Origin of the sequence: Cryobacterium arcticum, assembly GCF_003185895.1 — a bacterium.
In the GTDB taxonomy this organism is placed as follows: domain Bacteria; phylum Actinomycetota; class Actinomycetes; order Actinomycetales; family Microbacteriaceae; genus Cryobacterium; species Cryobacterium arcticum.
On sequence record NZ_QHLY01000005.1, the window covers coordinates 407483 to 432111 of the forward strand.

Sequence of the window (24629 nt, forward strand, 5' to 3'; positions counted from 1 at the left end):
GGCGGGACGCGATCACCGACGCGGCCGCCTCCGTCGCCCAATGTTCACCGGGCAGCCTTAGTCTTTCCTCATGACCGAGACACTCGGCGGCAGCGGCGCCGCGCCCGCCCCCGCGGCTCCGACCCCTACCCGCGCAGCCGTGTTCGCCTGGAGCCTGTGGGACTGGGGGTCTGCGGCGTTCAACGCCGTGGTCACCACCTTCGTCTTCACGGTCTACCTCACCGGTGACGCGTTCGGCAACGAAGACACCGTGGCCGCCCAGCTGGGCTGGGCACTGTCGATCGCCGGGTTCCTCATCGCCGTGCTCGCCCCGGTCACCGGCGCCCGCTCGGACTCGTCGGGCCGACGCAAGTTCTGGCTGGGCGTGAACACCTTCATCGTGGTGGGGCTCACCTTTGCCATGTTCTTCGTGCAGGCCTCCCCCGACTACCTGCTGCTCGGCCTGTTCCTGGTGGCAGCCGGCAACGTCTTCTTCGAGCTCGCCGGGGTGAGCTACAACGCCATGCTCGCCCAGGTCTCCACCCCGCGCACCATCGGCAAGGTGAGCGGATTCGGCTGGGGCATGGGCTACATCGGCGGCATCGTGCTGCTGCTCATCGTCTACTTCGGTTTCATCAACCCCGAGGTGGGCTTGTTCGGCGTCACCAGCGAGAACGGCCTGGCCGTTCGGGTGACCATGCTCATCTCCGCCGCCTGGTTCGGCCTCTTCGCCCTGCCGGTGCTGCTGCGAGTGCCAGAGTACCGGGCGCCGGATGCCGCGAAGCGGGCCAAGGTGGGCTTCCTCCGGTCATACGTCGACCTCGGGCATGACGTGGCGCGGCTCTGGAAGACCAACCGCCAGGTGGTCTACTTCCTGCTCGCCAGCGCCATCTTCCGCGACGGCCTGGCCGGGGTCTTCACCTTCGGCGGGGTGCTCGCCTCCTCCGCGTTCGGCTTCTCCCCGGGTGAGGTGATCATCTTCGCCATCGCCGCGAACGTCGTGGCCGGCATCGCCACCATCACCGTGGGCGTGCTCGACGACCGGCTCGGGGCCAAGCCGGTGATCGTCACCGCCCTGATCGGCCTGATCGTCAGCGGCAGCCTGGTGTTCCTGCTGCACGACGGCGGCCAGATCGTGTTCTGGACCGCGGGCCTGGCGCTCTGCCTGTTCGTCGGGCCGGCCCAGTCCGCCAGCCGCACCTTTTTGGCCCGCATCATCCCGGCGGGGCGCGAGGGTGAGGTGTTCGGCCTCTACGCCACCACCGGCCGCGCCGCCAGCTTCCTCGCCCCCACCGCGTTCGCGCTGATGGTAACGATCTTCGGCGCCACCTACTGGGGCATTCTGGGCATCATGCTGGTGCTGTTCATCGGGCTGCTGCTCCTGCTGCCGGTGAAGGCCAAGCAGAACCAGATGGGCTGACCGGGGCACTGCCGCGAGCCCTGGCCGCAGCGCGAGCCGACTAGGCCAGCGGTTCGGTGGCGAGTACGGCCGCCCAGACGACGTGCTGGTCGCCTTCGCCGCTGACCGCCACCGTCACCCCCGTGTTCACCAGAGTGACCGGGGCGGTCTGGACGCCCTCGTCGCAGGGTGCGCTGAGCCGGGTCGTGGCAGCCCCGGCGGCTGTCACGGTGATCGTGATCGCACTCTCCGCACCGCCCTGACAAGACAGCTGCAGCTCGTACGTGCCCGGCGGGGTGTCGGCGGCCACGCTCGAGCCGCTCTCTTCGGCGGCGGCGAGCTGGCCGTCTTGGTACAGCACGTACTGGTCGGTGCCGGTGATCGGGAAGACGCGCGCCGCCCAGTCCGCCGAGGCGTCCGCGTCCCACTCGGTGGGAGTCGGGGTGGGCGTCGGGGTAGGGGTGGCGCTCGCGCTGGCTGTGGGCGAGGCTGTGCCGGCCGCATCCGTCGCCCCGCCGCTGCAGGCGGCGAGGCCGGCCACGAGGCTCACTGACCCCAGCGTGCCGACCACCAGCCGGGAGAAGCTGCGGGTGGCTGTCACGGCTTAACCGTCCGCTCGGGGCAGCAGGTCGGTGATGGCCAGCGCCCAGTCCACGGCTTCGCCGCCCGGGTCACCGGTCACCGTGAAGGTGGCACCCTCGGTGGCCGTGGTGATATCCATCCCGGCCGCCTCTCCGGTGCATCCGCCCGACATGGTGGCCGCCGCATCGCCGGCCACCGCCAGCGTGACGGTGGTGTCGGCATCGCCGCGGCAGGCGAAGTAGAGCGAATAGCTGCCCGCGGGCAGGGAGTTGTCCTGCAGCGTGAACGCGCCGGGAGAACCGGCGTCGATATGGCCGTTCTGGGCCCTGATGAAACCGTCTGACCCACCGGTGGGTACGACCTCGGCGGCCCAGGCCGCTGTTCCGGCCGGGTCCCAGGTGGGTTCGGGTGTGGCGGATTGGGTTGGTGTGGCGGTGGCGCTCGCGGTGGGAGCGCCGCTCTCGGCGGCCTCCGGCGTGCTCGTGGAGCAGGCGGCCAATGCGACCACCAGAACGGTTCCGCCCAGTGCCCCGGCGATGGTTCGAGCGGTCGTGAAAGATGTCTTGAGATAGGTCTTCTGTGTGTTCCCCATCATTGAGTCAATCGCACATCGGGCCGCAACTACAGGGCCGATCGAGCCCGGGCGTGTCGAATCTGCCGTCACACCGCCCGATTCGAGCCCGGCGGGGTGCGCGATTCAGCGAGCGGATGCCTCCGCTCGGCCCACCTCGATTGCATGCATTCGCCTAGAAATCCAGGTCGTCTATCGCCGGCCAATGCACCGGAGCTGCAGGGCCCTCGGCTAGCGCGGCTGCGACCTCATGGGTCTCGAGCACGATCAGCGTTCCGGGCGACACCAGCACCGAAACGTGGGTCTCCCCCGCGACGGGCAACCGCACCATTCCACCGCCGAGCCGTACCGCCTCGGTGAGGAGGTCGGAAAGCGCGGCGACGTCGCACTGCGTTCGCAACCGGTATTGCCGGTCCCCGACAGTGAGGGTGTGCGCCTGCATAACGTCTCCTCGGCTGATACCTCAGGGTAGGGGCAAGCGGAACGGTGTGTATACAGGTTGACAGCGGCAGTAGCGAGGCGATACCGGAGATCGCCGGCGCACAGACAGAGTCGGGGCCCGAGCAGCCGGCGCCCGCGCCCGGTACGGTGGTGCGATGCGTGACCTCACCGGCTTCCACCCGGCCACCCGGCAGTTCTTCGCCCGGGATTCACTCGTGGTGGGGCCCGAACTGCTCGGCACGGTACTCGCCCGCACGGATGCCGACGGCACCGTGGGCATCCGTCTCACCGAGGTGGAGGCGTACGGCGGCGAGCGCGACCCGGGTGCGCACGCGTTCCGCGGCCGCACCGCCCGCACAGCCAGCATGTTCGGTGAGGCCGGGCACGTGTACTGCTATTTCACCTACGGCATGCACCACGCGGTCAACCTGATCACCGGTCAGGTCGGTCAACCCTACGGTTGCCTGGTGCGCGCCGGGGAGGTGGTGGTGGGCGCCGACCTGGCCCGCGCCCGCCGGGAGGCGAAGCCCCGGGCGAGCCTGCTGCGCGACTGGGAACTCGCCCGCGGGCCGGCCTGCGTGGCGCAGAGCCTGGCCGCCACCCGGGTGAACGACGGCGACGACCTGATCGGCGGCGAATGGACCCTCTGGTTGCCCGATGACCACCGTGTGCTGCCGCACGAAACCGGCCCCAGGGTGGGCCTGAGCGGTCCGAGCGGTGACGGCCGCGCCTTTCCCTGGCGGTTCTGGCTGCCAGGCGAGCCCAGCGTCTCGGCCTACAAGCCCGCAGCCACACGAAAGCTGCGCCCCGCCCGGTAGCCGTCCGCACGGGCCTCCCCTGGGTCTCGGTTGGGTCTCGGTGCGGGCCCGGCCGTGCGCAACCCCGGCGCGCTCGAATACGGTGACGGTCAGGAGGAACGTCATGGCAGGACGCATCGGCGGAGGCGGCTGGTTCGCGCTGGGGGTGGTCAGCGGCGCGGCTGTCACCGCGGCTGTCGTGGCTCTGTGGGCAGCAGCGCCAGTGTCTTGCGATGCCATGGGCTACCTCGACCCGAGTCCGATCCGGCTACTGCTGCCCGACGGCGCCGGCCCGGACGCCGAGGTGGCCGCCTGCTTCGACCTCGAGTGCGTGCCGAGCCCGGTCGATGCCGATGCCGACGGCGAGTTCCTGGTGCCGCAGGTGGCCCCGTACCTCGCCATCGGCCAGGTGCTCGATGTGGGAACGACAGGGATCTACGTGGAGGTGCGAGTCGACGGCGACACCGTGGCCGCCAACCGGTTCGGCATCGAAGCAACTTCCGATGCCCCGGTCTGGTCGAAACGGTGCCCCGGCCCGTTCCACTACGGCCCGGTGCAGGTCGACTGAGGCGCGCGGCAACCCTGTACGCCGGCTGGGTTTCCGCTGGGCATGGCGTCATTGTCCGAAATCCACCGGCACAATCCTCGCCGCCGCGGGCACACTGGAGCCATGACTAGCTCACTCATCCAGAAAGCTGAACTCCTCAACTCCCTGCACGTGCCGGGTACACCGCTCATCGTCACGAACGTGTGGGATGCGATCACGGCCAAGATCGTCTCCGAGACTCCGGGCGTGAAAGCCCTGGCCAGCGCGTCGCACTCTGTCTCCAACGTGCGCGGCATCCAGGACGGCGAAGGCCTCAGCGTCGACGAGGCCATCATCGCCGCGCGCATCATCACCGGCGCCACCGACCTGCCGGTCTCGATCGACTTCGAGAAGGGCTACGCGGCGGATGCGACGGGTGTGGCCGAGAACGTACGCCGCCTCATCGAGGAGGCCGGTGCCGCCGGCATCAACCTCGAGGACTCCGTGGGCGCCCCGAAGGCCCCGCAGTTCGACATCAAGACCGCCGCAGCCCGGGTCGCTGCCGCCCGGTCCGGCGCCGAAGCGGCGGGCGTGCCGCTGGTGATCAACGCCCGGGTCGACACCCTCGCCGGTGGCGGGGAATGGGGCGAGGCCGTTGAGCGCGCCAACGCCTACCTCGATGCCGGCGCCGATGTGATCTTCTTCCTCGGCCTCAGCGACGAAGACAAGGTGAAGCGGGCCCTCGACGAGGTGCACGGCCGCATCTCGGTGATCGGCGCACCCGGCCTGGTGCCGCTCAAGCGCCTCGCCGAACTCGGCATCTCCCGGGTGAGCTTCGGCCCCGGCACCCTCGGCCTGGCCCTCGCCGCGCTGCAGCGCGCCGCCACCCAGCTCACCGAGCTGGGCGACTACCCCGAGGACCTCGGCTTCAAGTTCGAGCTCTAGCCCGATAGGGCGAGCACAGCCACCGCCCCGGGACCCGCGCCCGGGCGGTGGCTGTGCGGCTGTTGATCCCCCGCGTGGCTACGGTTGAGCATGCCCACCTTCACCTCCCACGACAGCACCGTCTTGCACTACGACGTCCTGGGCACGGATGAACACCCGCCGCTGGTCGTGCTGGCCGGCGGCCCCGCGCGCCATCCGTCGTATCTGGGCGATTTGGCCGGGCTCACGAGTGTGCGCACGCTCTTCGTGCTGCACCAGCGAGGCGTGGGCGAGTCGGCGGTGTCACCGACCGCGCACGCGGGCGCCTGGCCGGAGTTGGCAGAGGATGTCGAAGCACTTCGGCTGCACCTCGGGCTGGCCACCATCGACCTGCTGGGCCATTCGGCCGGCACCCGAATCGCCCTGTCCTATGCGTCCCGCTACCCGAGTCGCCTGGCCAGCCTCTGCCTCGTCACCCCACCCGCCCAGTGGATCGTTGCGGAGCCAGACGACAGTGCGGCGATCGTAGGCGCGCACAGAGGCGAACCGTGGTTCCCGGACTATCTCGACCATCGACCTGCCGCGCTGGCTGCGCAGAGCGCCGATGAGTCCAACCGGTGGTTCCCCTTCATCGCCCCGATCGCCTGGGCCTCCTGGTCGCCGGAAGCCCGCCGGCACGAGGCCACGGGCGCCTGGCATCCGGAGGCGCAGGACCGCTTCTTCAGCGGCGCCGACCCCGCTGGCATCGCGGCCGGGATCGCGCACGTGGACTGCCCGGTGCTGGTGGTGGCGGGCGAGCAAGACGGGCTGACCGGACTGCGGCCCGTGCTGGCCGTGGCCGACCTTTTCGGTGACGGCCGAGCGGTGACCATCAAGGATGCCGGACACTACCCGTGGGTGGAGCAACCGGCCGCGTTCGCTCTGGTCACGGCTGCGTTCTACCTGGGTAGCGACCGCTGAGGGACGCGTCCGCTTACTGCGCCAGCAACACCGGCCGCAACAACGTCGGATCGGCCAGGAATACCCGCCGCCGCTCTGCCACCGCCGTCTGCACAGCGGCCAGTCGGCCATTGACGCTGGCGCGGATGGCGAGGGCCCCGGCCACGCGATCGGTGCCCAGGATCGCCAATGTGCTCTCGACCCGTGGGGTGAGTTGGTCGGCGAATGCCGCCAAATAGCCGCCGAGCACAACGAACTGCGGCTCGAGCGTCACGATGAGGTTGGATAGTGCGATTCGGAACCACTGGGCCGCGTCGGCCAGCGCGGCCATGGCTGCGCTCTCCCCCGCGGCCGCACGGCGCACCAGCTCGTCCAAGGCTTCCGGCAGCCCGTGCTCTCGGCGGAAACCATCCAGGCCGGCGGCGTGCAACACGGCGGTGGGTCCGGCGACGACAACCAGACAGCCGTCTTTTCCGCACTCACAGCGTGGTCCGTGCGGCTGCACGATCATGTGGCCGGGCTCGAACGCGGCGCCGCGCGCGCCATGCAGAATGCGGCCGTCGACAATGGCGCCTCCGCCGATGCCGGTGTCTGACTTCACGTAGATCATGTCAGTGACCCGGCCGGTGGACGGATCACGCTGCAGTGAGTCGAATTCGGCATAGGCGGCCATGTTGGCGTCGTTCGACACGGCGATTCCGTAGGCGAACGTCGGCACCCGCACCGCGAGCAGCCGGCCGATGTCAACCCCGAACCAACCGAACTCGATCGACGAGGTGACCAGGCTGGTACCGGTGGGAATGCGGCCCGGCAACACCACCTCGAGCGCCACGACCGTGCATCCGGTGGCTTGCAAATCGCGGACAGCGCGATTGACGTATTCGGCCAGGACGTCAACGAGTGCGTCGGGATCCCCGATCGGTGTGCGCACGTGGTGTTCGTCGCGGGCGAGTATGCGGCCGGCGAGGTCCGTGGCGAACACGAGGACCTCGTCCACGGCGAACTGGATGCCGAGCACCGCCAGCCCGGTGCCGGCTACTTCGAGCCGCGCCCGGGGCCGGCCGATCCGAGCTGGCGAAAGCTCGTCGGCGGCCGTATCCGTGTCGGCGGCCCGCACCAAGCCGAGTTCGAGCAAGTCGGACACCAGTGTGGTGACCGAGCCACGCACCAGCCCGGTCCCTTCGGCGATCTCCGCCCGGCCGGCGGTGCCGACCTGATCGAGGTGGGTGAGCACCACTCCCAGGTTGTGTTCTCGCACATCGCTGCTCACCAGCCGTGCGGGAACTGAATTCGTCATCTACGGATAATCCCACACCCCTGCCGACCACCGGCTCACCCACCGGCCTGCCGGGGACGCGGCGGGACCAAAGCCCCTGAAATGAGTTAGTTCAACGGTTGTACGATTTGGTCAAGCGCATCCGGTCACACTGTCGCAGCCGCGGCACCATCACGGGCGGCGAGCGCACAGATGATGAGGAGCGGCACATGCTGGACGAGAAATACCGAGTACTTTTCGAGCCGATGAAAATCGGCACCGTTGAGATGAAGAACCGATTCGTCATGGAGCCCATGGGCCCAGGCGGTTTCTGCGACGAGCAGGGCGCCTACACGGAACGAGCCGCCGACTATTACGTGGAACGCGCCAAGGGCGGGGCTGGTCTGATCATCACCGGCACCACCAAGGTGGAGAACGAGGTGGAGGTCTGCTCGCTGCCCTCACTGCCGTGCGCGACGCTCAACCCCAACTACTTCGTGTCGACGGCCAAGCCCATGACCGAGCGCATCCACGCCTACGGTTCGAAGATCTTCTGCCAGCTCGCCGCCGGGTTCGGCCGGGTCTCAATCCCCTCCATCCTCGGCCAGACCGCCATCGCGCCATCACCCATCCCGCACCGCTGGATCGACGGCGTCACCTGCCGCGAAATGACGGTGGAGGAAATTCACTACATCGTGAAGAAGTTCGGCGAGGCCGCGGCCGTCTGCAAGAAGGCCGGCTTCGACGGCGTGGAGGTGCACGCCGTCCACGAGGGCTACCTCCTCGACCAGTTCGCGATCTCCTTCTTCAACCAGCGCACCGATGAATACGGCGGATCGCTGGAGAACCGCCTGCGCTTCGCGGTGGAGATCCTGCAGGAAATCAAGCGCACCTGCGGCGCCGACTTCCCGGTCTCACTGCGCTACGGCATGAAGTCCATGATCAAGGACTGGAAGGTCGGCGGCCTCCCCGGCGAAGAATTCGAGGAGAAAGGCCGCGACATCGACGAGGGCATCGCCGTGGCGATCCTGCTCGAGAAGGCCGGCTACGACTGCCTCAACGCGGATGTCGGTAGCTACGACTCCTGGTACTGGACACACCCGCCGATGTACCAGGCGAAGGGCCTGTACCTGCCGTACAACCAGATCCTCAAGAGCGTCGTGAAGATCCCGGTGATCACCGCCGGCCGCATGGAGGACCCGGACCGGGCATCCGACGCCATTCGCAACCTGCAGACCGACTTCATCGGCATGGCGAGGCCGCTGCTGGCAGACCCCGACATTCCTAACAAAATCCGTGCCGGCAAGTACAACACCGTGCGCCCGTGCCTGTCATGCCAGGAAGCCTGCATGGGCCGTCTGCAGCATTTCACCTCCATTTCCTGCGCGGTCAACCCCGCCGCCGGCCGGGAGAAGACCTACGGCCTCTCGCCCACCCTGCTCAAGAAGAACGTCATGGTCGTCGGGGGCGGCGTGGCCGGATGCGAAGCCGCCCGCACCCTCGCTCTGCGCGGCCATACCGTGACCGTGTTCGAGAAAACCGACCGGCTCGGCGGCAACCTGATCGCCGGCGGCCAGCCCGATTTCAAGGAAGACGATCTGGCCCTCGCGGCCTGGTATACCAACGAGCTCACCGAGCTGGCAGTGCCCGTGCACTTCGATACCGTCGTCACCAAGGCCATGGTGGAGGCCGGCGGATACGATGCCGTAATCGTTGCTACCGGATCCAAGCCCAAGATGATGACGGTGGATGGCGCCAATCGGGTGTACACCGCCGAAGACGTGTTGCTCGGCCGCGAAGACGTGGGCGCATCAACCGTGATCATCGGGGGCGGCCTGGTGGGCAGCGAGCTGGCCCTCTGGCTGGAGGGGCGCGGCATCACCACCACTCTCGTGGAGTACCAGAGCGACATTCTCACCGCGGGCGGGCCGCTATGCACCGCGAACTCGGACATGGTGCGCGACCTGGTGGCGTTCAAAGACATCGACCTGCGGCTGAACAGCATGGTGACCGGCGCCCGCGACGGCGGCTACGTGGTGCGCGAGCGTGCCACGGGCGAAGAGACGGTGATCGTGGCGGACTCCGCGGTGCTCGCGGTGGGCTATGTCTCGGAGCGCTCACTCTACGAGGAGATCCAGTTCTCGGTACCCGAGCTGCACCTCATCGGCGACGCCGAACAGGTGTCGAGCATCATGTACGCCGTGTGGAACGCCTACGAGGTCACCAAGAACATGTGATCGAGGGCGACTCCCAGCGCCGTGGCGCCTCCGCCCGCAAGCCGATCGCGAACCTCTAGCCGGGCCCGCCGGCATCCGGCAGCAGCGTGAAGTCGGCGCGGCCGGAGGCGACGCCGTTCACCTGCACCTCGAGGGCGTGCGCACCCGGGTGGTAGCGCCGGGTGGTGATCGCCCGGAACGAGTGGGTGCGCCTGAGTTCGACCCGCTCTCCCGGCGCCAGGGTCACGGTGGTGAGCTTGAAGGTCTTGCCGGTGAGGGTGCCGTTGGCTTTCTGGTGGTGCATCACGTAGTCCACCGCCAGCCGGGTGGGCTCGGTACCGGGGTTGCGGATGCCCACGGTGAAGCCGATCGTTCCACCGAACGGCACACTGGCCGCATCGAGCACCGGGCCGACCACATCCACCTCGGCGGGGTGGAAGCCGAGCTGGGCCAGGGCCTGCGGATTGCCCTTCTTGATCAGGGTGCGCAGCGCGTGCCGCACGAGCTGGGGCGTGTTGGCGTCGGGCGCGGCCAGCCAGGCGGCGGTGGCGGCGACCACCAGGTCGGGTTGCTGGCGGCTGAGGTCGTTGAGGTGGTTGGCCACCGAGCGGCGAACCACCTCGTCGTCGTCGCGGTAGAGCGCGTGCGGCACCGGCAGGGTGGCGGCCGGGTCGGCGAGGATGGCCGGCACCCGGATCGCCCAGGGCAGGAAGGGCCGGGTGCCCTCCGACGCCAGTCGGCGCACGTTCGCGTCGGCAGACGTGGTCCAGCCGAGCACGATGGGCATGGCGCGGGCGAAGTCGTGCGCGAGCAATGTGCGAATGGCGAACTCCGAGGTGAGCCGTGGAGTGAGTGCGGCGAGCATGGCCATGCCGTCGTCGAACGCCGCGTCGGTGCCGTCGGCAACGGCCTTGACCGCGATGGCGCTGGTGACCGGCCAGATCAGCCAGCCGCCGAACGGGGCGGTTCCGGCCTGCGCGGTGCGGATGGTGGCGGCGAAGCTGGCGTAGTCGCCGGGCAGGTCGGTGAGCAGGGCGTCGCGCAGCAGGTCGCTGCGCTCCCGCAACGAGAGCGGGCCGAGCGCATCCGCGGCAGCGAGCAGCGCGGTGAGCCGCGACTGCGGGGCGGCGGCCTGGATGGCGGCGGCGAGCGCGCGTGCGGTGGGAACCCCGATGAGTTCGTCGGCGAAGGGCATGGGACTCCTGGTGTGGATACGCGGGGGGTCTCCAGCGTGGCACACGAGACCGGCCAGAGGGCTAGGACCGGTACTGATAGTGCCTGTTGCGGAGTCGACGCTCTGGGTAGCGTCGACGGTATGCGAGCACTGCCGGCCGCGCGCCCTCTCCCGCACCTGAATCCCCCACACTCGAATCCCCCACCTGAATGGAGTTGTCCCGCATGAGCGACTGGACCGCTGACGAACTCACCCGTATCGGCGCTGCCGAGGAACTCCAGGTGTCTTCCACCCGTGCCGACGGCACTCTGCGCCCCTATGTGACCATCTGGGTGGTGCGCGCCGGCGACGACATTTACATCCGCTCCGCGTACGGCTCGAACAACCCGTGGTTCGTGCGCGCCACGAAAAGCGGCACCGGCCGCATCCGCGCCGGCGGGGTGGAGGAGGATGTGACCTTCGCCAGCGCCGATCCGGCTGCGCACGCCGCGATCGACGCCGCCTATCACGCCAAGTACGACCGCTACGGGCCGAAGATCGTAGGCACCGTCACCGGCCCGGATGCCGAGGCCACGACTTTCCGGCTGGTGCCGCGCGCCGGCTGAACGTCTCCGCCTTTACTGACCGCGCTCCCGCACGGCCAGCCGGCGGGCGGCGGGCCTGCGCTCGGGCGCGATCACGAGGGCGATCGCGACCGCACCGAGCAGGAGCCCCGCGAGGGTGGCCGGTGTGAACGGGTCACCGAAGAGGGCGGAGCCGACGACCGCCGTGGTGGGGGCCACCAGGTAGAGCAGGGCGTTCAGGGCCGTGATGCCGACGCGGCGGAGCAGGTACCAATAGAGCGCGTAGGCGATCAGGCCCGGCAGCACCGCGGTCAGTGCCGTCGAGACCCAGAAGGTGACCGAGGCGGGCGGGGCGAGGGTGCCGGTGAACGCCGCGAGCACCGTCACGGCCAGCAGGGTGATGGCGGCATGGGTGGCGAGGGTGGCGAACACACTCAGCCGGGAGGAGGTACGCCGATCGAGGAAGGTGGCGGTGACGAGGCTGGCCAGCGCCACCAGCGGCAGCACGTAAGCCGGCGTCAGGGACAGTTGCGCCGAGGCATCCGCCGCCACGATGAGCACCACGCCGAGCGCACCCAGCACGAGCCCGACCCACTGCAACGCCCGCACCCGCAAGCCCAGAAGCGGCCCGACCAGGGTCGCCACGACCAACGGCTGCACGGCATCCGTCAGCGCCGTGGTGCCCGCGGAGACGCCCGCGCCGACGGCCAGATAGATCGGGAGGATGTAACCGAACTGGGCGAACAGCCCGATGGTGAGGTGCGGGCGGATGTCCCGCCAGGCCGGCATCCGCAGGGCTCGGCCGCTGAGGCGCATCCCGGCGGCCACGGCCAGGAGGATGCCGCCCATCACCAGGAACCGCCACACAAGAACGGTCAGGGCCGGAGCCGCGTCGGTGCCGATCTTCGCGATGATGAAGCCGGAGCTCCAACTCAGCACGAAGGCCGCCGACGCTGCGACCAGGAGGAGCCGTCCGGGTATACCGATCTGTTTACTCATCTGCCCGAGTATACAGAACGGTATACTTGCCGTATGACCGTTGCGAATACTCCCGAGGCGATTCCGTCGTACACACCCGGCGCCCAACGACTCCTCGACGCGGCTTCGGAGCTCTTCTACCGGGAAGGCATCCACGCCGTCGGCGTTGACACCATCGCTGCGGCCGCCGGGGTGACCAAGAAGACCCTGTACGACCGGTTCGGGTCGAAAGAGGCCCTGGCAGTGGCGTATCTGCGCGGCCGGGATGCGCGGTGGCGCGAGCACCTGGAGCGGGAGCTCGCCGGGGTGCCTGCCGGGAGCGCAGACCGGATCCTGGCGGTGTTCGAGATTTCCGGTCGCTGGGCGGTCGACACCGGCGACAAGGGGTGCAGTGCGATCAATGCGCGCGCCGAGATGGACGACCCGGCGCATCCGGTGGCCGCGGAGGCGACCCGGCAGAAGAAGTGGATGCGCGACGTGTTCGAGCAGCTCTGCCGCGACGCGGCCATCGCCGACGCCGACCGAGTGGCCAACACGATGATGCTGCTCTACGAAGGCGCCCTGGTGACCACAGGGATGCACACCTTCGACCAGCCGTTCTCGGCGGCGCGCGCTGCGGCAGCCGCGATCCTGTCCGCCTAGAGGTGCAACTGCGCGGCCCGGCTGCCCCGGAGGGTCTCGGTTGCGTGCACGCTATTGCGCTGGTGGAAAGAGTGAGTGTATAGTCACTCTCATGCCAGAGAGAAGTTCGATCCTATCCACAGCCGAGGTCCGCAAGCCGGTCGTCGCGGCCAGCGCGGTGCGGGAATTTGCCCGCGGCGGCTTCCATGGCACGACCATCGCAGACGTCGCGCGGGACGCGAAGATCTCCCCTGCGTATGTCTTCAAGCTCTTCCCGAGCAAGGAACGACTCTTCGTAGCCGCCCTAGACGAATGTTTCACACAGATCCTCGCCTCACTCTCAAACGGTGCCGATGGAGCCGAGGACCAGTCGCCCGAGGCGGTGCTTTTCGCGATGGGCGATGCATATGCACGGTTGATTAGCGATCGAACCCTTCTGCTGCTTCAGGTGCACGCCCAGTCCGTAGCCGAGATCGAAGAGGTCGGCGACGCGCTCCGTGCGGGACTCGCCCAGGTTACGAACTTCACCAAAGAGCGATCGGGTGCAAGCGATGAGGCAGTGCAACGGTTCATTGCGTACGGGCAGTTGTGTCACCTCATAGTCACGGCTCGCATCGAAGAGATCCCGGAATCGTGGGCCCTGCTCCTCTCGGCAGGCATTCGCCACCCGGCCTGAACCACCCCGCCTGCACCACCCAATTTTTTATGACCACAAGAGTGAGTGATTGATCACTCGCCTAACGAAAGGAGCATGACCATGACCACCATCACCGCATCTACTTCGGCCGCACGAATCGCGCCCGACACCCGCAGCACTCGGCGTTGGCTCGCCCTTACGGTGCTCGCCCTCGCCCAATTCCTCGTCGTTCTGGACGCGTCCATCGTCAACATCGCTCTTCCGGTTCTGGGCGATCAGCTCGGAATGGACACCGTCGCCCTCGCCTGGGTGATTACGGCCTACGTCCTTCCGTTTGGTGGTCTCCTGCTTCTGGGCGGCCGCCTGGCAGACCGGTACGGCCACCGCAAGCTCTTTCTGGTCGGCACCCTCGGCTTCGTCCTCGCCTCGGCTCTGGCCGGCCTGTCAACCAGCAGCGGGATGCTGCTCGGAGCACGGGCACTGCAGGGCGCATCCGCCGCCCTACTCGCCCCTGCAGCCCTCGCGCTGGTAACCCAGCTCTTCCCGTTGGCAAAAGACCGCACCAAAGCCCTCGGGATCTGGGGCGCGGTGGCGGGGATTGGCTCCGCCGCCGGCGTTCTGCTGGGGGGTGTGCTTACTGCGGCCATCGGCTGGCAGGCGGTCTTCTATGTCAACGTGCCGATCGGCGTGCTCGTCGTCATCATGATCCCCACACTCATCACCCGCGACCCGTCCAGCGCGCCGAGCCGTCTCGACTACCCGGGCGCGATCACCATCACCGGCGCCCTCGTCTCGGCCGTCGGCGCGCTCAGCGCGGTCTCGCAGGTCGGCTTCATCCATCCCCTCACCATCGCACTGACCACGGCCGCTCTGACCCTGGCCGTCGCCTTCGTGATTATCGAGCGTCGCACGGCGGAACCCCTCGTCCCGCTATCGGTCTTCCACAACCGCAATCTCAGTGCGGGCAACCTCGTCATGCTTCTCGTCGGCGCGGCGATGGTCGGCCTCTTCTTCGCCCTCTCCGTCTACATGCAGGCCGTGCTCGGATACGACGCGCTGACCGCCGGGCTCACCCAGCTGCCACTCGCCGGAGCGCTCGTCGTCGTCGCTGCGATTGCACCGGTCATCGTGGGCGCCGTCGGCGCCAAGCGCGCCCTGGTCGGATCGCTCGTCGTCCTCGCTGCGGGGCTCGTGTGGCTGGCTGCCTCACCGAGCGACGCGAGCTTCGTCGTGAACATCCTGGGACCGAGCATCCTCATTGGCGTGGGTCTCGGCGGTGCGTTCGTCACCGGAACGCAGCTCTCTGTGGACGGCGTCGACGGAGGCGAAGCCGGCCTTGCCGGGGGGCTCGTGAACACGAGCCAGCAGATCGGCGGTGCGCTCGGCCTCGCGATCCTGGCGTCCCTCTCAGCTGCACGAACCGGCACCCTCGAAGCGGCCCACGTGCCAGGCGCGGAAGCGCTCACGTCCGGATTCTCCTGGCTCTTCCTCGGCGCCGCCGCCTTCGCGCTCCTCGCCGCCGGAATCGCGGCGGTCGGGGCGACCGAGCCCCGCAGCAGCTGAACGACCCTCCTCCCCCTCATCCACCACCCCAACTCATAGGAGAAACTCAATGTCCACCACACTCACCGCTCGCCCCCAGCGTGCCGCCCGCCGCACACCGATCTATATCCACATCGCAGCCTGGGCCATCCCCGCCCTGGTACTCGGCGAGTTCGCCATGCTCGCCATCGTCCCCGTCGCCACGCTGGTAATCGGCACCCTTGCCGACTCTCGCGTCAAACCGTTGCGCTGGTGGGCGGGGTTGGTCGCCGTGGCCTACGCCACGCCGTTGGTCATCTGGCTACTCCGAGCGGATGGGGCACAAAGCCTCTCGAAGGACATGAACCCGGTTCTGGGAGCGCTCATCGTCGCTGTCGCCGCCGCCTTCCTCATCAAGATCTACACGCGTCGTAAACGCTGAAGTGGCGGGCTGATCGTCGGCCTCTGGTTCACGACGGCTTCAATGCCGTCGCCGGCCCAAGTGACCCGAAATGTCCGACGGACCGCGAAACGGCAATCTGGACCTTCCCCTGACGGGAAGGGCGAGGATGGTGGGGTGAGCAACATGATGACCATCGGTGATTTCTCCCGCGCCACCCGGCTGAGCGCGAAGACCCTGCGGTTCTACCACCAGGTCGGGCTGCTCGAGCCGGCCCGCATCGACCCCGGTAACGGCTACCGGGTCTACAGCGCGGAGCAGATCGCCGACGCGCAGGTCATCCGTCATTTTCGCTCCCTCGACATGCCGGTGCAGCTGATCCGGGATGTTCTCGCCGCGCCCGATCGCACCGAACGGAACGCTCTGATCGCCGCGCACCTCACCCGGGTGCAGGCGCAACTGGAGCAGACCCGGGCGGCCGTCGCCGGGTTGCAGGGCCTGCTCGCAGAGCCAAACACCCCGTTGACCGTGACGCATCGCAGCGTGCCCGCGATGCCGGTGCTCGTCATCCGCGAGATCATCGACCTGGCCGACCTCGGCACCTGGTACACCGCGGCGACCGCCGAGCTCGAGCACCTGCTGCGGTCCTCTCCCCTCCGCGCCACGGGACCGCGCGGCGGCATCTGGGAGAACGAGCTGTTCCTGGATGAACATGGCACGGCCGCACTCTTCGTTCCGGTGGAGTCGCTCGACGCACCCGCCGAGTCGCTGGGCCGTGCCCGGCTAGAGCTGCTGCCGGCGGTGGACCTGGCCGTGGCCACCCACCGCGGCAACGACGACACGATCGCCCAGGTTTACGGGGCGCTGGGCGAATACGTGACCCGGCATGAGTTGGGCGTCGACGGTCCACTGCGCGAGGTCTACCTCGATGACGCCATCGACGGCAGCGGCACGACCGAAATCGGCTGGCCGATCCGTCGGGCTTGACCTTCCCCTCGGGGGAAGCCCCACCCTGAAGTCATGACCAGACTGACCCTGCCCACCGCCGTCACCGACTACTTCACGCTGATGGCTGGCGCCGACAAGCGCGCCACCATCGACGTGTTCACCGCGGATGCGCGGGTAGCCGACGACGGTCGGACCTACGCCGGCCGCGACGAGATTCTCGGCTGGCTCAGCACCGCCGCCAGCGAATACACCGTCACCACCACCCGCCTCGGCGCCGAAACGGCGGGCGACACCGTCACCGTCAGCATCCGTCTCGACGGCAATTTCCCCGGCGGCACCGTGAACCTGCGCAACGTCTTCACGCTGCAGGGCGCACTGATCGGATCCCTGGAGATCGCGCCCTAACCGGCCTCCGACGGCCCGTCGGGTCGGCCGGCGGGCTCGTCGTCCTGCCAGAGCTGGATGCCGTTGCCCTCTGGGTCGACCAGGCTCGCGAACCGGCCGTTCGGGTAGGTCTCCGGGTCGATGTCCACCTGCACGCCGCGCTCGCGCAGCTGGGCGACCATGGCGTCGAGGTCGTTCACCCGAAAGTTGATCGCCCAGTTCTTGCCGGCCCCGAAATGCGGAGCGCCCTCTTCCATCGCGGCGAACACCGTGTACCCGGCGGCCTGCTTCCACGGGGCGGAGTCATAGCTGGTCGGCGGCGGGTCGACCCCGAGCATGGTGGCGTACCAATCGGCCAGCAATTGCGGATCGTGCGCGGCGAAGAACACGCCGCCGATCCCGGTCACCCGTTCCATGCCCCGAGTTTAACCAGCCATTGCACCCACGCACGACCCTTCGTAACGTGTCAGCGAGCATTGTCGCCACGACGAGAACGCTGACGAGAACACTGACGAGAGGATTGGATCAATGACGACCACGAGTCCGCTGCGCGGCATGAGCAACGTGAGCTACTGGGCGGCCGATCACGATGCCGCCACCGCGTGGTACACCGAGCTCCTCGGCATGGAACCCTACTTCCAGATGCCTGGCTACGCCGAGTGGCGGGTCGGTGACTACGGCCACGAGCTCGGTCTCATCGACGCCCGTTACGCGCCGCAGCCGTTAGCGGATGTGCCGGGTGGCGCGGTGCTGAACTGGCACGTCGACGACATCCGCGTTGCCCTCGACCGACTGCTCGAGCTCGGCGCCACCCTGCGCGAAGACATCCGCGAGCGGGGCGAGGGGTTCACCACCGCCGCGGTGGTGGACCCGTTCGGCAATGTGCTCGGCGTGATGACCAACCCGCACTACCTGCAGGTGCTGGCCGACGCCACGCCAGACGCCGCTGCCGCTCAGGCGGGGCATCCGGCCGGGTGAGTGCGCTCTACCGGAACGGGACCGGAACGTGGGAAGCGCGCACCCACTCGAACCGCACCGCCGGCCCGCCGGTTTCCCGGCGTACGGCTGCCTCGAGCCGGATGACCCGCCGATCCAGGGCGGCCTGATCGGCGCCGACGATATCGAAGCGATACTTGCGCAGCCGTTCGGTCACGAGAACCGCCCCGATTCCCGGGAAGATCACGAACATCTGGTCGGTGTAGAGCAGGGTGTGCTCGAAATGCCGGCGAAGGTTCTGGCCCAGCGACGGGAAATCGTTGAGCGACTCGACCGGACGAACGGTAGCTGTCATGGCGATCATGTGGTGATCCTCCGCCCTCAAGGTAAGCAGCAAGTAAACGCGGGATGCGTGTCAGCTGGGAGTGCGCGCCACGACGAAGCGGCCGTCGCGAGCAACTGCGCTCACGCGCGGTCGAGCGTGCCGAGCGGCTCCCCCGCATCGAGAACGTCGCCGGGCGCGCTGCTGTGCCGCAGGATGCCCGAAGCGGGCGCCTCGATCGTGGTCTCCATCTTCATCGCCTCCATCACCACGACGGGGTCGCCCTCGGCGACCTCGCTGCCGTCGTCGACCAGCCAGGCGATCAGGGTGCCCGCCATGGGTGCGACCAGACCCTCGGCGGCACCCGGCTCCGTGCTCGCGGCGGGGCTCCCGGCCGCGGCGACGGGCAGGGCGGCGAGCCCGGCCCCGGCCGGCATCCGTAGGGTGTGCCGGCGCCCGTCAATCTCGACCCAGCTGGTCGTGACACCCGGCTCCTCGGGTTCGGGCCGCAGCGCCTCGGCCGGGATCCGCTCGGCGAACGAGGTCTCGATCCACTGGGTGTGCACTCTGAGCGATTCGCCACCGACGAAGTCGTCGTCTTGCAGCACCGCCCGGTGGAACGGCAGCACCGAGGCGATGCCGTCGAGCCCGAACTCGGCGAGGGCCCGACGGGCGCGGCGAAGCGCTATCTCGCGGGTGGGGCCGGTGACGATCAGCTTGGCCAGCATGGAGTCGAACCGGCCGGAGACCACCGTGCCGGTCTCGACGCCGGAGTCGACCCGGATGCCCGGGCCGGTCGGCGGCGCGAACCGGGTGATCAGCCCGGGCGTGGGCAGGAACCCGCGCGCGGCGTCCTCGGCGTTGATCCGGAACTCAAACGAGTGCCCGGTCGGCGCCGGGGTGGACCGCACCGAGAGTGGCAAACCTTCGGCAATGCGCAGCTGTTCGGCGACGATGTCGACACCGGTGGTCTCTTCGGTGACGGGATGCTCCACCTGCAGCCGGGTGTTCACCTCGAGGAAGGAGATGGTGCCGTCCACGCTCAGCAGGTACTCGACGGTCGCGGCGCCCTGGTAGTTCGCGGCGGCACAGATGTCGGCCGCGGACCGGTGCAGCCGCTCGCGCTGCTCGTCGGTGAGGAACGGCGCCGGCGCCTCCTCCACGAGCTTCTGGTTGCGGCGCTGCAGCGAACAGTCCCGGGTGCCGAGCACCACGACGGTGCCGTGGCTGTCGGCGAGCACCTGCACCTCCACGTGCCGGGGCGCATCGAGGAACTGTTCGACGAAACACTCCCCACGACCGAACGCGGTCACCGCCTCGCGCACGGCGGCGTCGAACTGTTCGGCTACCTCGTCGAGGCTGTGGGCCACCCGCATGCCGCGGCCGCCGCCGCCGAACGCCGCCTTGATCACGATCGGCAGGCCGTGTTCCTCGACGAAGGCGACGGCCTCGGCGGCCGAGCTGACCGGGTCGGCGGTGCCGGCCACGAGGGGCGCGCCCACGCGGGCGGCCAGCTGGCGGGCCGCGATCTTGTCGCCGAGCAAGTCGATGCTCGCCGGGCTCGGGCCGATCCAGGTCAGGCCCGCCTTGATCACCCGGCGCGCGAAATCTGCGCTCTCAGAGAGGAAGCCGTAGCCGGGGTGCACCGCATCGGCACCGCTCTGCACCGCAATGGCCAGGAGCTTCTCGGCATCCAGGTACGTGGTTGCCGGGGTGTCTCCATCGAGGCCCCAGGCCTCCCCGGCCATCCGCACGTGCAGCGCATCGGCGTCGCTGTCGGCGTACACCGCCACCGTGGCCAGGCCCTGGTCGGCGCAGGCGCGGAGGATGCGCACAGCGATCTCGCCGCGGTTGGCGATCAGGACTTTTTTCATGGCTGCACCTCGGATGATTCGGAAGAGACGTCGGCGAACGGGCCGAGCGGACGAAAACGGATGCGCGCACCCGGCGGAAGCTGGCCGGCCAGCGGCAGGTGGTGGGTGGCAACAGCGCCGATCACCGGGTACCCGCCGGTGAGCGGATGGTCGGCGAGGAAGAGCACGGGCTGGCCGTTCGGCGGGATCTGGATCGCGCCGGCGACCGTGCCCTCGCTGGGTAGTTCCGCGTCGACGACGCGGGTGAGCGATTCGCCCTCCAGGCGCAGCCCCACCCGGTTGGAGCGCGCGCTCACGAGCCAGCTCTGGCCAATGAGCACCTCGACGGCGTCGGCGGAGAACCAGTCGGTACGCGGGCCGAGCACCACGTCGAGCACCACCTCGGCAGTGTCGAGGTCGACGGCCGCGCCCGGCGAGGCGACCGCGGGGATGCCCCGAGCGGGCAGGCCGACCGGCAGCACGGTGCCGGCGGTGACGGGGGCCGGCCCGAGGCCGGCCAATACGTCGGTGGACAGGCTGCCGAGCACCGGCTCCAGGTCGAATCCGCCGCGCACGGCGAGGTAGCTGCGCAGACCGGCAGTGGGCCGGCCGAGCTGCAGTTCTTCGCCGGCCCCGAGGGCGAACGGGCGGCCGACGTCGACGGTGCGGGTGCGGGCGCCATCGGGCGCCGCGGCCGGGGTGCGGATGGTGAGCGGAACCGGGGCGCCGGTGACGGCGAGCACCTGCTCCCCGCGGGCGGTGAGCCGCAGCCCGCCGAACGTCACCTCCAGCCCGGCCGCGCCACTCGGATTGCCGACCAGCCGGTTGGCGCACCGCAGCGCCACCGGGTCGAGGGCGCCGGAGCTGGACACACCCATGCTGGCGTAACCGAGGCGGCCGAGGTCTTGCAGCAGGGTGAGCATGCCGGCGTCGAGGATCTCCAGCCCAACCGTGACCGGATCGGCAGCAGCGGCTGTGACCGCGGGCGGCCCCGCAGGAGCAGTCGGGCCGGCCGAACCGGCCGCGACCGACACCGTGGAGCGGGCGCCGCCGCACACGTCGACGAAGCGCACCCGGTCGCCGGGCAACAGCAAGGCGGGGCGCTCGCGGGACAGGTCCCACATCCGGGCCGCGGTGGTGCCGATCAGCTGCCAGCCGCCGGGGCTCTCCCGCGGGTAGACACCGCTGAACGTGCCGGCCAGGGCTACCGAACCGGCCGGGATGCGGGTGCGCGGCGAGCTGCGGCGCGGCACGTCCAGGTCGGGGTGGCCGCCGGAAAGGTAGGCGAAACCGGGCGCGAAGCCGGTGAACCCGACCGCATAGTCGTGGCCGGTGTGCAGTAGCACCACCTCAGCGGCGGTGAGCCCGAGCAAGCCGGCGACCTCGTCGAGGTCTTCGCCGTCGTAGGTCACCGGAATCTCGATCAGGGTGCCCTCGCCGGCCACCCGGCCGCCCAGGTCACGGGAGCGCGCGGCCCGTGCGATCTCGCCCGGCGTCACCGCGCTCGGCCGGTAGAACACCAGCAGGGTGCGGGCGCCGGGAATCATCTCACCGGTGCCGCCGATGGGGTCGCTGCTGAGCGAGTCGAACAGGGCGAGGGTGGTCGGCAGGTCGGCGAGTTCGATCAGGAGGGCATCGTCCCGCACCGGCAGGAACCGCATGCTCGTGCTCACTGGCCGGCGTGAATCTCGCCCGGCCGCGGGGCGAAGGCGGAGACGTCGATGCCCGCGCGGGTCAGTGCCGAGCGCACGTGCCGGGCCATCCCGGTGGCCCCGGGGCTGTCGCCGTGCACACAGATCGAGTCCGCGTCTACGCTGATGAGGCTGCCGTCGATCGCGGTCAGGGTGCCCTCGGTGGCCAGCTGCACCATGCGGTCAGCCACCAGCTCGGGGTCATGCAGCACCGATCCGGCTTCGCGACGCGACACCAGGGTGCCCGCCGGGGTGTACGCGCGGTCGGCGAAGGCCTCGGTCACCGCGCGAAGGCCCGCGGCATCCGCCAGGCGCAGCACCGCGGAGCCGGGCAGGCCCAGCACCGCCAGCGTCGGGTCGATCTCGGTGATCGCGGTGACCACATCCCGGGCCTGGCGCTCGTCGTGCACGATCGTGTTGTACAGCGCGCCGTGCGGCTTCACGTAGGTGACGCTGGTTCCGGCCGCCCTGGCCACACCCTGCAGCGCGCCGATCTGGTAGATCACGTCGGCCACGAGTTCAGCGCTGGAGACATCCATATTGCGACGGCCGAAACCGGCCAGGTCGCGGTAACCCACGTGCGCGCCGATGGCCACGCCGGCATCCCGCGCACCGAGCACCGTCTGGCGGATCACCAGCGGGTCGCCGGCGTGGAAGCCGCAGGCGATGTTCGCGCTGGTGACGATGCCGAGCATCTCCGCATCGTCACCGAGGGTCCAACGGCCGAAGCCTTCGCCCAAATCGCTGTTCAGGTCGATGAAGGTCATGAGAGCGTCCTTATAAATATGCGTTAGGTGGCCAGCAACGAGAAGATCGGCCCGACCGCCATGACGGCCATGTACCAGGTGAGCGCTGTTGCCAGAGTACCGATCACCAACAGCCACTTGGGGTAGCGGTAGCCGTTCATCAGGTCGCCGCGGAACCAGCCGATGTACATGAAGATGCTGAGGCCGATCGGCAGGATCAGGCCGTTGAAGCCGCCCACGAAGACCATCAGGGTGGCGGGCGCGGTTCCGATGAGCAGGTAGACGATCAGCGACACCACGATGAAGACGATCGTGGCGAAATCGGCGCGACGCCCCACGATCTTCGCCGAGAACACCGGAAGAAAGGACACCGACGTGTAGGCGGCACCGATGATGCTGGTGATCGCGGCGATCCAGAAGATCGCCCCGAAGACGCGCAGGCCGAATTCGCCGGCCGCGGCCTGGAAGGCCTGGGCGGCGGGGTTAGCCGCGGCGCCCGTCGTGTCGATGACTACGCCGCTCGCAACCACGCCGAGGATCGCCAGGAACAAGACGTAGCGCATGATTCCGGTGACCAGGATGCCATTGAACGCCGCGCGGTTGACCTGCTTGACGTGCTCCACCCCGGCGGTGCCACTGGCGAGCAGGCGATGGGCGCCGGCATAGGTGATGTACCCGCCGACGGTGCCGCCGACGATTGTCGTGATGGTGGCGAAGTTGATCTCGTCGGGGAACACGGTCTGGCGCAGCGCATCCCCGATCGGCGGCTGGGAGATGAATGCGACGACGACCGTGAGCACAATCATGATGAGCCCGGCGATCACCACGACCCGGTCGACCACCGCGCCCGCCCGCTTGGCCAGGAAGATCGCGATGGCGAACACGGCACTGAGCAGACCGCCGATTTTCGCGTCCATGCCGGTCAGCACGTTGAGGCCGAGGCCGGCGCCGGCGATGTTGCCGATGTTGAAGACCAGGCCGCCCAGGATGACGAGGAAGCCGAGCACGAACCCGCTGCCCGGGATGGCGAGGTTCGCGAGCTCGGGCGCGCGCTTGCCGCTGACGGTGATCATGCGCCAGATGTTGAGCTGCACGGCGAAGTCGATCAGGATCGACGCCAGGATGCCGAACGCGAACGCCGCGCCCATCTGCGCGGTGAAGGTGGCGGTCTGGGTGATGAAGCCCGGCCCGATGGCCGAGGTGGCCATCAGGAAGAGCGCGCCGATCAGTGCGGTACGGCGGCTCTTGGCGATACTGCGGAGGTCGAGTCGTTCGTCGGATTCAGCGGATGTGGCGGTGTTGGCTGGGTCGGTCACGGGCACATCCATTTCGTCGAGGAGAAGAATCGTCGGGAACTCGAAAGAGTTGAGCCCCACTCATCGAGCCTAGGTGCGTGAACGATAGCTGACCGATTGTTGAACAATCAATCGCGTGAACAGTTCGTTTCGAGCATGTTTCGGTGAACGAAGGTCGGCGGTGGCTCTCGTCGGTTTCGGTAGAGTGGCGTCGTGGCGCAACTCGACGAAGCCGAAGACAGCAATTCGCGTGCCGATCAGGCCGCCGAAATGCTGCGCCGCCTGCTCATTACCGGCGACCTCGTGCCCGGGCAACGCCTGTCGGAATCAGCCATCAGCGCGCGCCTCGGCGTCTCCCGGAACACGCTGCGCGAGGCGTTCCGCATGCTCACCCACGAGCGTCTTCTGGTGCACAAGCCGCACGCCGGGGTGGTCGTGGCCGTGCCGTCGCTGGCGTCGATCATCGACATCTACCGGGTTCGCCGCATGATCGAGGGCCAGGCCCTCCGGTCGGCCGAGGCCCGGCATCCGGCCAGCCGGCGCATGCGCGCGGCCGTCGAGGCCGCGATGGCCAGCCGTGATGCCGACGACTGGCTCGCCGTGGGCACGGCCAACATGGAGTTCCACTCCGCCATCGTGGCGCTGGCCGACAGCGACCACCTCGACCGGCTCTACGCCAACATCTCCGCGGAGCTGCGGCTGGCTTTCGGCCTGCTCGACGACCCGGAGTACCTGCACCGGCCGTTCGTGGAGCGGAACGTGGCCGTGTTGGAGCTCTACCTCGCCGGCGACTCCGCCGCCGCCGCCGCCCTCCTGGAGGACTACCTGCTGCAGTCCGAACGCACCATCGTGGCCGCCTACGCGCGGCAGCTGCCCGCCTGATCGCCCACGGTCCTCCGCCGCTAGCGTTGCGTGCAGCTCGGGCGCCCGG

General features: G+C 68.9%; 27 protein-coding genes. 15 read left to right on the forward strand and 12 right to left on the reverse strand.

The genetic code is table 11. The features are described 5' to 3' along the window. Positions 1–70 precede the first annotated feature (70 nt). The gene (locus tag CTB96_RS03485; protein WP_110125510.1) at positions 71–1399 is read left to right on the forward strand and encodes an MFS transporter; all 1329 of its coding nucleotides are present in this window, start codon (positions 71–73) and stop codon (positions 1397–1399) included. 40 nt (positions 1400–1439) lie between these two features. Here the strand turns inward: CTB96_RS03485 and CTB96_RS20440 are convergent, their stop codons facing one another. The 3 genes from CTB96_RS20440 to CTB96_RS03505 form a co-directional block, all read right to left on the reverse strand. Then, positions 1440–1979 carry a hypothetical protein gene (locus tag CTB96_RS20440; protein WP_181397115.1) on the reverse strand — a complete coding sequence of 180 codons (540 nt, stop codon included), beginning with the start codon at positions 1977–1979 and terminating at the stop codon, positions 1440–1442. Positions 1980–1982: 3 nt separating this feature from the next. Beyond that, complete coding sequence (locus tag CTB96_RS03500; RefSeq protein WP_110125513.1) at positions 1983–2555, reverse strand: hypothetical protein; 573 nt, start codon at positions 2553–2555, stop codon at positions 1983–1985. A gap of 151 nt (positions 2556–2706) precedes the next feature. Beyond that, positions 2707–2973, reverse strand: a complete 267-nt coding sequence (locus CTB96_RS03505; protein ID WP_110125514.1) for a hypothetical protein — start codon at positions 2971–2973, stop codon at positions 2707–2709. 154 nt (positions 2974–3127) lie between these two features. On the opposite strand from CTB96_RS03505, the gene CTB96_RS03510 reads away from it, so the two are divergent. The 4 genes from CTB96_RS03510 to CTB96_RS03525 all read left to right on the forward strand — a co-directional run bounded on the left by CTB96_RS03510 (position 3128) and on the right by CTB96_RS03525 (position 6179). Beyond that, positions 3128–3790 carry a DNA-3-methyladenine glycosylase gene (locus CTB96_RS03510; RefSeq protein WP_110125515.1) on the forward strand — a complete coding sequence of 221 codons (663 nt, stop codon included), beginning with the start codon at positions 3128–3130 and terminating at the stop codon, positions 3788–3790. Positions 3791–3893: 103 nt separating this feature from the next. Then, on the forward strand, positions 3894–4337 hold the full coding sequence (locus CTB96_RS03515) for a hypothetical protein (protein WP_110125516.1): 444 nt from the start codon (positions 3894–3896) through the stop codon (positions 4335–4337). Positions 4338–4439: 102 nt separating this feature from the next. Beyond that, positions 4440–5240, forward strand: a complete 801-nt coding sequence (locus CTB96_RS03520; protein WP_110125517.1) for an isocitrate lyase/PEP mutase family protein — start codon at positions 4440–4442, stop codon at positions 5238–5240. Positions 5241–5330: 90 nt separating this feature from the next. After that, complete coding sequence (locus CTB96_RS03525) at positions 5331–6179, forward strand: alpha/beta fold hydrolase (protein ID WP_110125518.1); 849 nt, start codon at positions 5331–5333, stop codon at positions 6177–6179. Positions 6180–6192: 13 nt separating this feature from the next. Here the strand turns inward: CTB96_RS03525 and CTB96_RS03530 are convergent, their stop codons facing one another. Then, positions 6193–7455, reverse strand: a complete 1263-nt coding sequence (locus tag CTB96_RS03530) for an ROK family protein (RefSeq protein ID WP_110125519.1) — start codon at positions 7453–7455, stop codon at positions 6193–6195. 188 nt (positions 7456–7643) lie between these two features. On the opposite strand from CTB96_RS03530, the gene CTB96_RS03535 reads away from it, so the two are divergent. After that, positions 7644–9650, forward strand: coding sequence for an FAD-dependent oxidoreductase (locus CTB96_RS03535; RefSeq protein WP_219993204.1), 2007 nt, complete (start codon positions 7644–7646; stop codon positions 9648–9650). Between the two features lie 55 nt (positions 9651–9705). Here CTB96_RS03535 and CTB96_RS03540 read toward each other — a convergent pair whose 3' ends face one another. Further along, positions 9706–10824 carry a DNA alkylation repair protein gene (locus CTB96_RS03540; protein ID WP_110125520.1) on the reverse strand — a complete coding sequence of 373 codons (1119 nt, stop codon included), beginning with the start codon at positions 10822–10824 and terminating at the stop codon, positions 9706–9708. A gap of 203 nt (positions 10825–11027) precedes the next feature. Between CTB96_RS03540 and CTB96_RS03545 the strand changes: the two genes are divergently transcribed. Then, positions 11028–11408, forward strand: coding sequence for a DUF2255 family protein (locus CTB96_RS03545; protein ID WP_110125521.1), 381 nt, complete (start codon positions 11028–11030; stop codon positions 11406–11408). 12 nt (positions 11409–11420) lie between these two features. On the opposite strand, the gene CTB96_RS03550 is transcribed toward CTB96_RS03545, so the two are convergent. Beyond that, positions 11421–12365 carry a DMT family transporter gene (locus tag CTB96_RS03550; protein WP_110125522.1) on the reverse strand — a complete coding sequence of 315 codons (945 nt, stop codon included), beginning with the start codon at positions 12363–12365 and terminating at the stop codon, positions 11421–11423. Between the two features lie 33 nt (positions 12366–12398). Here CTB96_RS03550 and CTB96_RS03555 point away from each other — a divergent pair, with 33 nt between their 5' ends. The 6 genes from CTB96_RS03555 (at position 12399) to CTB96_RS03580 (ending at position 16876) form a co-directional block, all read left to right on the forward strand. Next, on the forward strand, positions 12399–12986 hold the full coding sequence (locus CTB96_RS03555) for a TetR/AcrR family transcriptional regulator (RefSeq protein ID WP_110125523.1): 588 nt from the start codon (positions 12399–12401) through the stop codon (positions 12984–12986). A gap of 91 nt (positions 12987–13077) precedes the next feature. Continuing rightward, positions 13078–13641, forward strand: coding sequence for a TetR/AcrR family transcriptional regulator (locus CTB96_RS03560; RefSeq protein ID WP_110125524.1), 564 nt, complete (start codon positions 13078–13080; stop codon positions 13639–13641). A gap of 81 nt (positions 13642–13722) precedes the next feature. After that, positions 13723–15165 (forward strand): DHA2 family efflux MFS transporter permease subunit, encoded by a 1443-nt coding sequence (locus CTB96_RS03565; protein WP_110125914.1) that lies wholly within the window; start codon positions 13723–13725, stop codon positions 15163–15165. Positions 15166–15214: 49 nt separating this feature from the next. Beyond that, the gene (locus tag CTB96_RS03570; protein ID WP_110125525.1) at positions 15215–15565 is read left to right on the forward strand and encodes a hypothetical protein; all 351 of its coding nucleotides are present in this window, start codon (positions 15215–15217) and stop codon (positions 15563–15565) included. 144 nt (positions 15566–15709) lie between these two features. Continuing rightward, positions 15710–16510, forward strand: a complete 801-nt coding sequence (locus CTB96_RS03575) for a MerR family transcriptional regulator (protein ID WP_248283234.1) — start codon at positions 15710–15712, stop codon at positions 16508–16510. 33 nt (positions 16511–16543) lie between these two features. Further along, positions 16544–16876 carry a nuclear transport factor 2 family protein gene (locus CTB96_RS03580; RefSeq protein WP_110125527.1) on the forward strand — a complete coding sequence of 111 codons (333 nt, stop codon included), beginning with the start codon at positions 16544–16546 and terminating at the stop codon, positions 16874–16876. On the opposite strand, the gene CTB96_RS03585 is transcribed toward CTB96_RS03580, so the two are convergent. Continuing rightward, positions 16873–17271, reverse strand: coding sequence for a VOC family protein (locus CTB96_RS03585; protein WP_110125528.1), 399 nt, complete (start codon positions 17269–17271; stop codon positions 16873–16875). The genes CTB96_RS03580 and CTB96_RS03585 overlap by 4 nt on opposite strands. Before the next feature lie 112 nt (positions 17272–17383). Here CTB96_RS03585 and CTB96_RS03590 point away from each other — a divergent pair, with 112 nt between their 5' ends. Next, positions 17384–17833, forward strand: coding sequence for a VOC family protein (locus CTB96_RS03590; RefSeq protein WP_181397117.1), 450 nt, complete (start codon positions 17384–17386; stop codon positions 17831–17833). Positions 17834–17840: 7 nt separating this feature from the next. Here CTB96_RS03590 and CTB96_RS03595 read toward each other — a convergent pair whose 3' ends face one another. The 5 genes from CTB96_RS03595 to CTB96_RS03615 form a co-directional block, all read right to left on the reverse strand. Continuing rightward, positions 17841–18155, reverse strand: coding sequence for a hypothetical protein (locus CTB96_RS03595; RefSeq protein ID WP_110125529.1), 315 nt, complete (start codon positions 18153–18155; stop codon positions 17841–17843). A 101-nt stretch (positions 18156–18256) separates the two neighbouring features. Then, positions 18257–19987, reverse strand: a complete 1731-nt coding sequence (locus tag CTB96_RS03600) for an acetyl/propionyl/methylcrotonyl-CoA carboxylase subunit alpha (RefSeq protein WP_110125530.1) — start codon at positions 19985–19987, stop codon at positions 18257–18259. Further along, entirely contained in the window at positions 19984–21639 is a 1656-nt protein-coding gene (locus tag CTB96_RS03605; RefSeq protein ID WP_248283191.1) for a 5-oxoprolinase subunit B/C family protein, read from the reverse strand. The genes CTB96_RS03600 and CTB96_RS03605 overlap by 4 nt, the downstream gene beginning before the upstream one ends. Continuing rightward, a complete protein-coding gene (locus tag CTB96_RS03610) occupies positions 21636–22424 on the reverse strand; it encodes a LamB/YcsF family protein (protein WP_110125532.1) in 789 nt (262 codons plus the stop codon). Before CTB96_RS03610 ends, CTB96_RS03605 begins: the two co-directional genes overlap by 4 nt. Before the next feature lie 23 nt (positions 22425–22447). Then, positions 22448–23611 (reverse strand): NRAMP family divalent metal transporter, encoded by a 1164-nt coding sequence (locus CTB96_RS03615; protein WP_427846461.1) that lies wholly within the window; start codon positions 23609–23611, stop codon positions 22448–22450. 300 nt (positions 23612–23911) lie between these two features. Between CTB96_RS03615 and CTB96_RS03620 the strand changes: the two genes are divergently transcribed. Beyond that, positions 23912–24580, forward strand: a complete 669-nt coding sequence (locus CTB96_RS03620) for a GntR family transcriptional regulator (protein ID WP_248283192.1) — start codon at positions 23912–23914, stop codon at positions 24578–24580. Positions 24581–24629 lie beyond the last annotated feature (49 nt).

Excerpts from the sequence above, each read along its gene's own strand:
- CTB96_RS03575 (WP_248283234.1), top strand. The coding sequence starts at position 15,710 with ATGATGACCATCGGTGATTTCTCCCGCGCCACCCGGCTGAGCGCGAAG.
- CTB96_RS03530 (WP_110125519.1), bottom strand. The coding sequence starts at position 7,455 with ATGACGAATTCAGTTCCCGCACGGCTGGTGAGCAGCGATGTGCGAGAA.
- CTB96_RS03510 (WP_110125515.1), top strand. The coding sequence starts at position 3,128 with ATGCGTGACCTCACCGGCTTCCACCCGGCCACCCGGCAGTTCTTCGCC.
- CTB96_RS03565 (WP_110125914.1), top strand. The coding sequence starts at position 13,723 with ATGACCACCATCACCGCATCTACTTCGGCCGCACGAATCGCGCCCGAC.
- CTB96_RS03540 (WP_110125520.1), bottom strand. The coding sequence starts at position 10,824 with ATGCCCTTCGCCGACGAACTCATCGGGGTTCCCACCGCACGCGCGCTC.
- CTB96_RS03585 (WP_110125528.1), bottom strand. The coding sequence starts at position 17,271 with ATGGAACGGGTGACCGGGATCGGCGGCGTGTTCTTCGCCGCGCACGAT.
- CTB96_RS03590 (WP_181397117.1), top strand. The coding sequence starts at position 17,384 with ATGACGACCACGAGTCCGCTGCGCGGCATGAGCAACGTGAGCTACTGG.
- CTB96_RS03485 (WP_110125510.1), top strand. The coding sequence starts at position 71 with ATGACCGAGACACTCGGCGGCAGCGGCGCCGCGCCCGCCCCCGCGGCT.
- CTB96_RS03615 (WP_427846461.1), bottom strand. The coding sequence starts at position 23,611 with ATGGCCACCTCGGCCATCGGGCCGGGCTTCATCACCCAGACCGCCACC.
- CTB96_RS03555 (WP_110125523.1), top strand. The coding sequence starts at position 12,399 with ATGACCGTTGCGAATACTCCCGAGGCGATTCCGTCGTACACACCCGGC.
- CTB96_RS03535 (WP_219993204.1), top strand. The coding sequence starts at position 7,644 with ATGCTGGACGAGAAATACCGAGTACTTTTCGAGCCGATGAAAATCGGC.
- CTB96_RS03500 (WP_110125513.1), bottom strand. The coding sequence starts at position 2,555 with ATGATGGGGAACACACAGAAGACCTATCTCAAGACATCTTTCACGACC.
- CTB96_RS03520 (WP_110125517.1), top strand. The coding sequence starts at position 4,440 with ATGACTAGCTCACTCATCCAGAAAGCTGAACTCCTCAACTCCCTGCAC.
- CTB96_RS03580 (WP_110125527.1), top strand. The coding sequence starts at position 16,544 with ATGACCAGACTGACCCTGCCCACCGCCGTCACCGACTACTTCACGCTG.
- CTB96_RS03545 (WP_110125521.1), top strand. The coding sequence starts at position 11,028 with ATGAGCGACTGGACCGCTGACGAACTCACCCGTATCGGCGCTGCCGAG.
- CTB96_RS03550 (WP_110125522.1), bottom strand. The coding sequence starts at position 12,365 with ATGAGTAAACAGATCGGTATACCCGGACGGCTCCTCCTGGTCGCAGCG.
- CTB96_RS03525 (WP_110125518.1), top strand. The coding sequence starts at position 5,331 with ATGCCCACCTTCACCTCCCACGACAGCACCGTCTTGCACTACGACGTC.
- CTB96_RS03600 (WP_110125530.1), bottom strand. The coding sequence starts at position 19,987 with ATGAAAAAAGTCCTGATCGCCAACCGCGGCGAGATCGCTGTGCGCATC.
- CTB96_RS03595 (WP_110125529.1), bottom strand. The coding sequence starts at position 18,155 with ATGATCGCCATGACAGCTACCGTTCGTCCGGTCGAGTCGCTCAACGAT.
- CTB96_RS03560 (WP_110125524.1), top strand. The coding sequence starts at position 13,078 with ATGCCAGAGAGAAGTTCGATCCTATCCACAGCCGAGGTCCGCAAGCCG.
- CTB96_RS03610 (WP_110125532.1), bottom strand. The coding sequence starts at position 22,424 with ATGACCTTCATCGACCTGAACAGCGATTTGGGCGAAGGCTTCGGCCGT.
- CTB96_RS03515 (WP_110125516.1), top strand. The coding sequence starts at position 3,894 with ATGGCAGGACGCATCGGCGGAGGCGGCTGGTTCGCGCTGGGGGTGGTC.
- CTB96_RS03505 (WP_110125514.1), bottom strand. The coding sequence starts at position 2,973 with ATGCAGGCGCACACCCTCACTGTCGGGGACCGGCAATACCGGTTGCGA.
- CTB96_RS03570 (WP_110125525.1), top strand. The coding sequence starts at position 15,215 with ATGTCCACCACACTCACCGCTCGCCCCCAGCGTGCCGCCCGCCGCACA.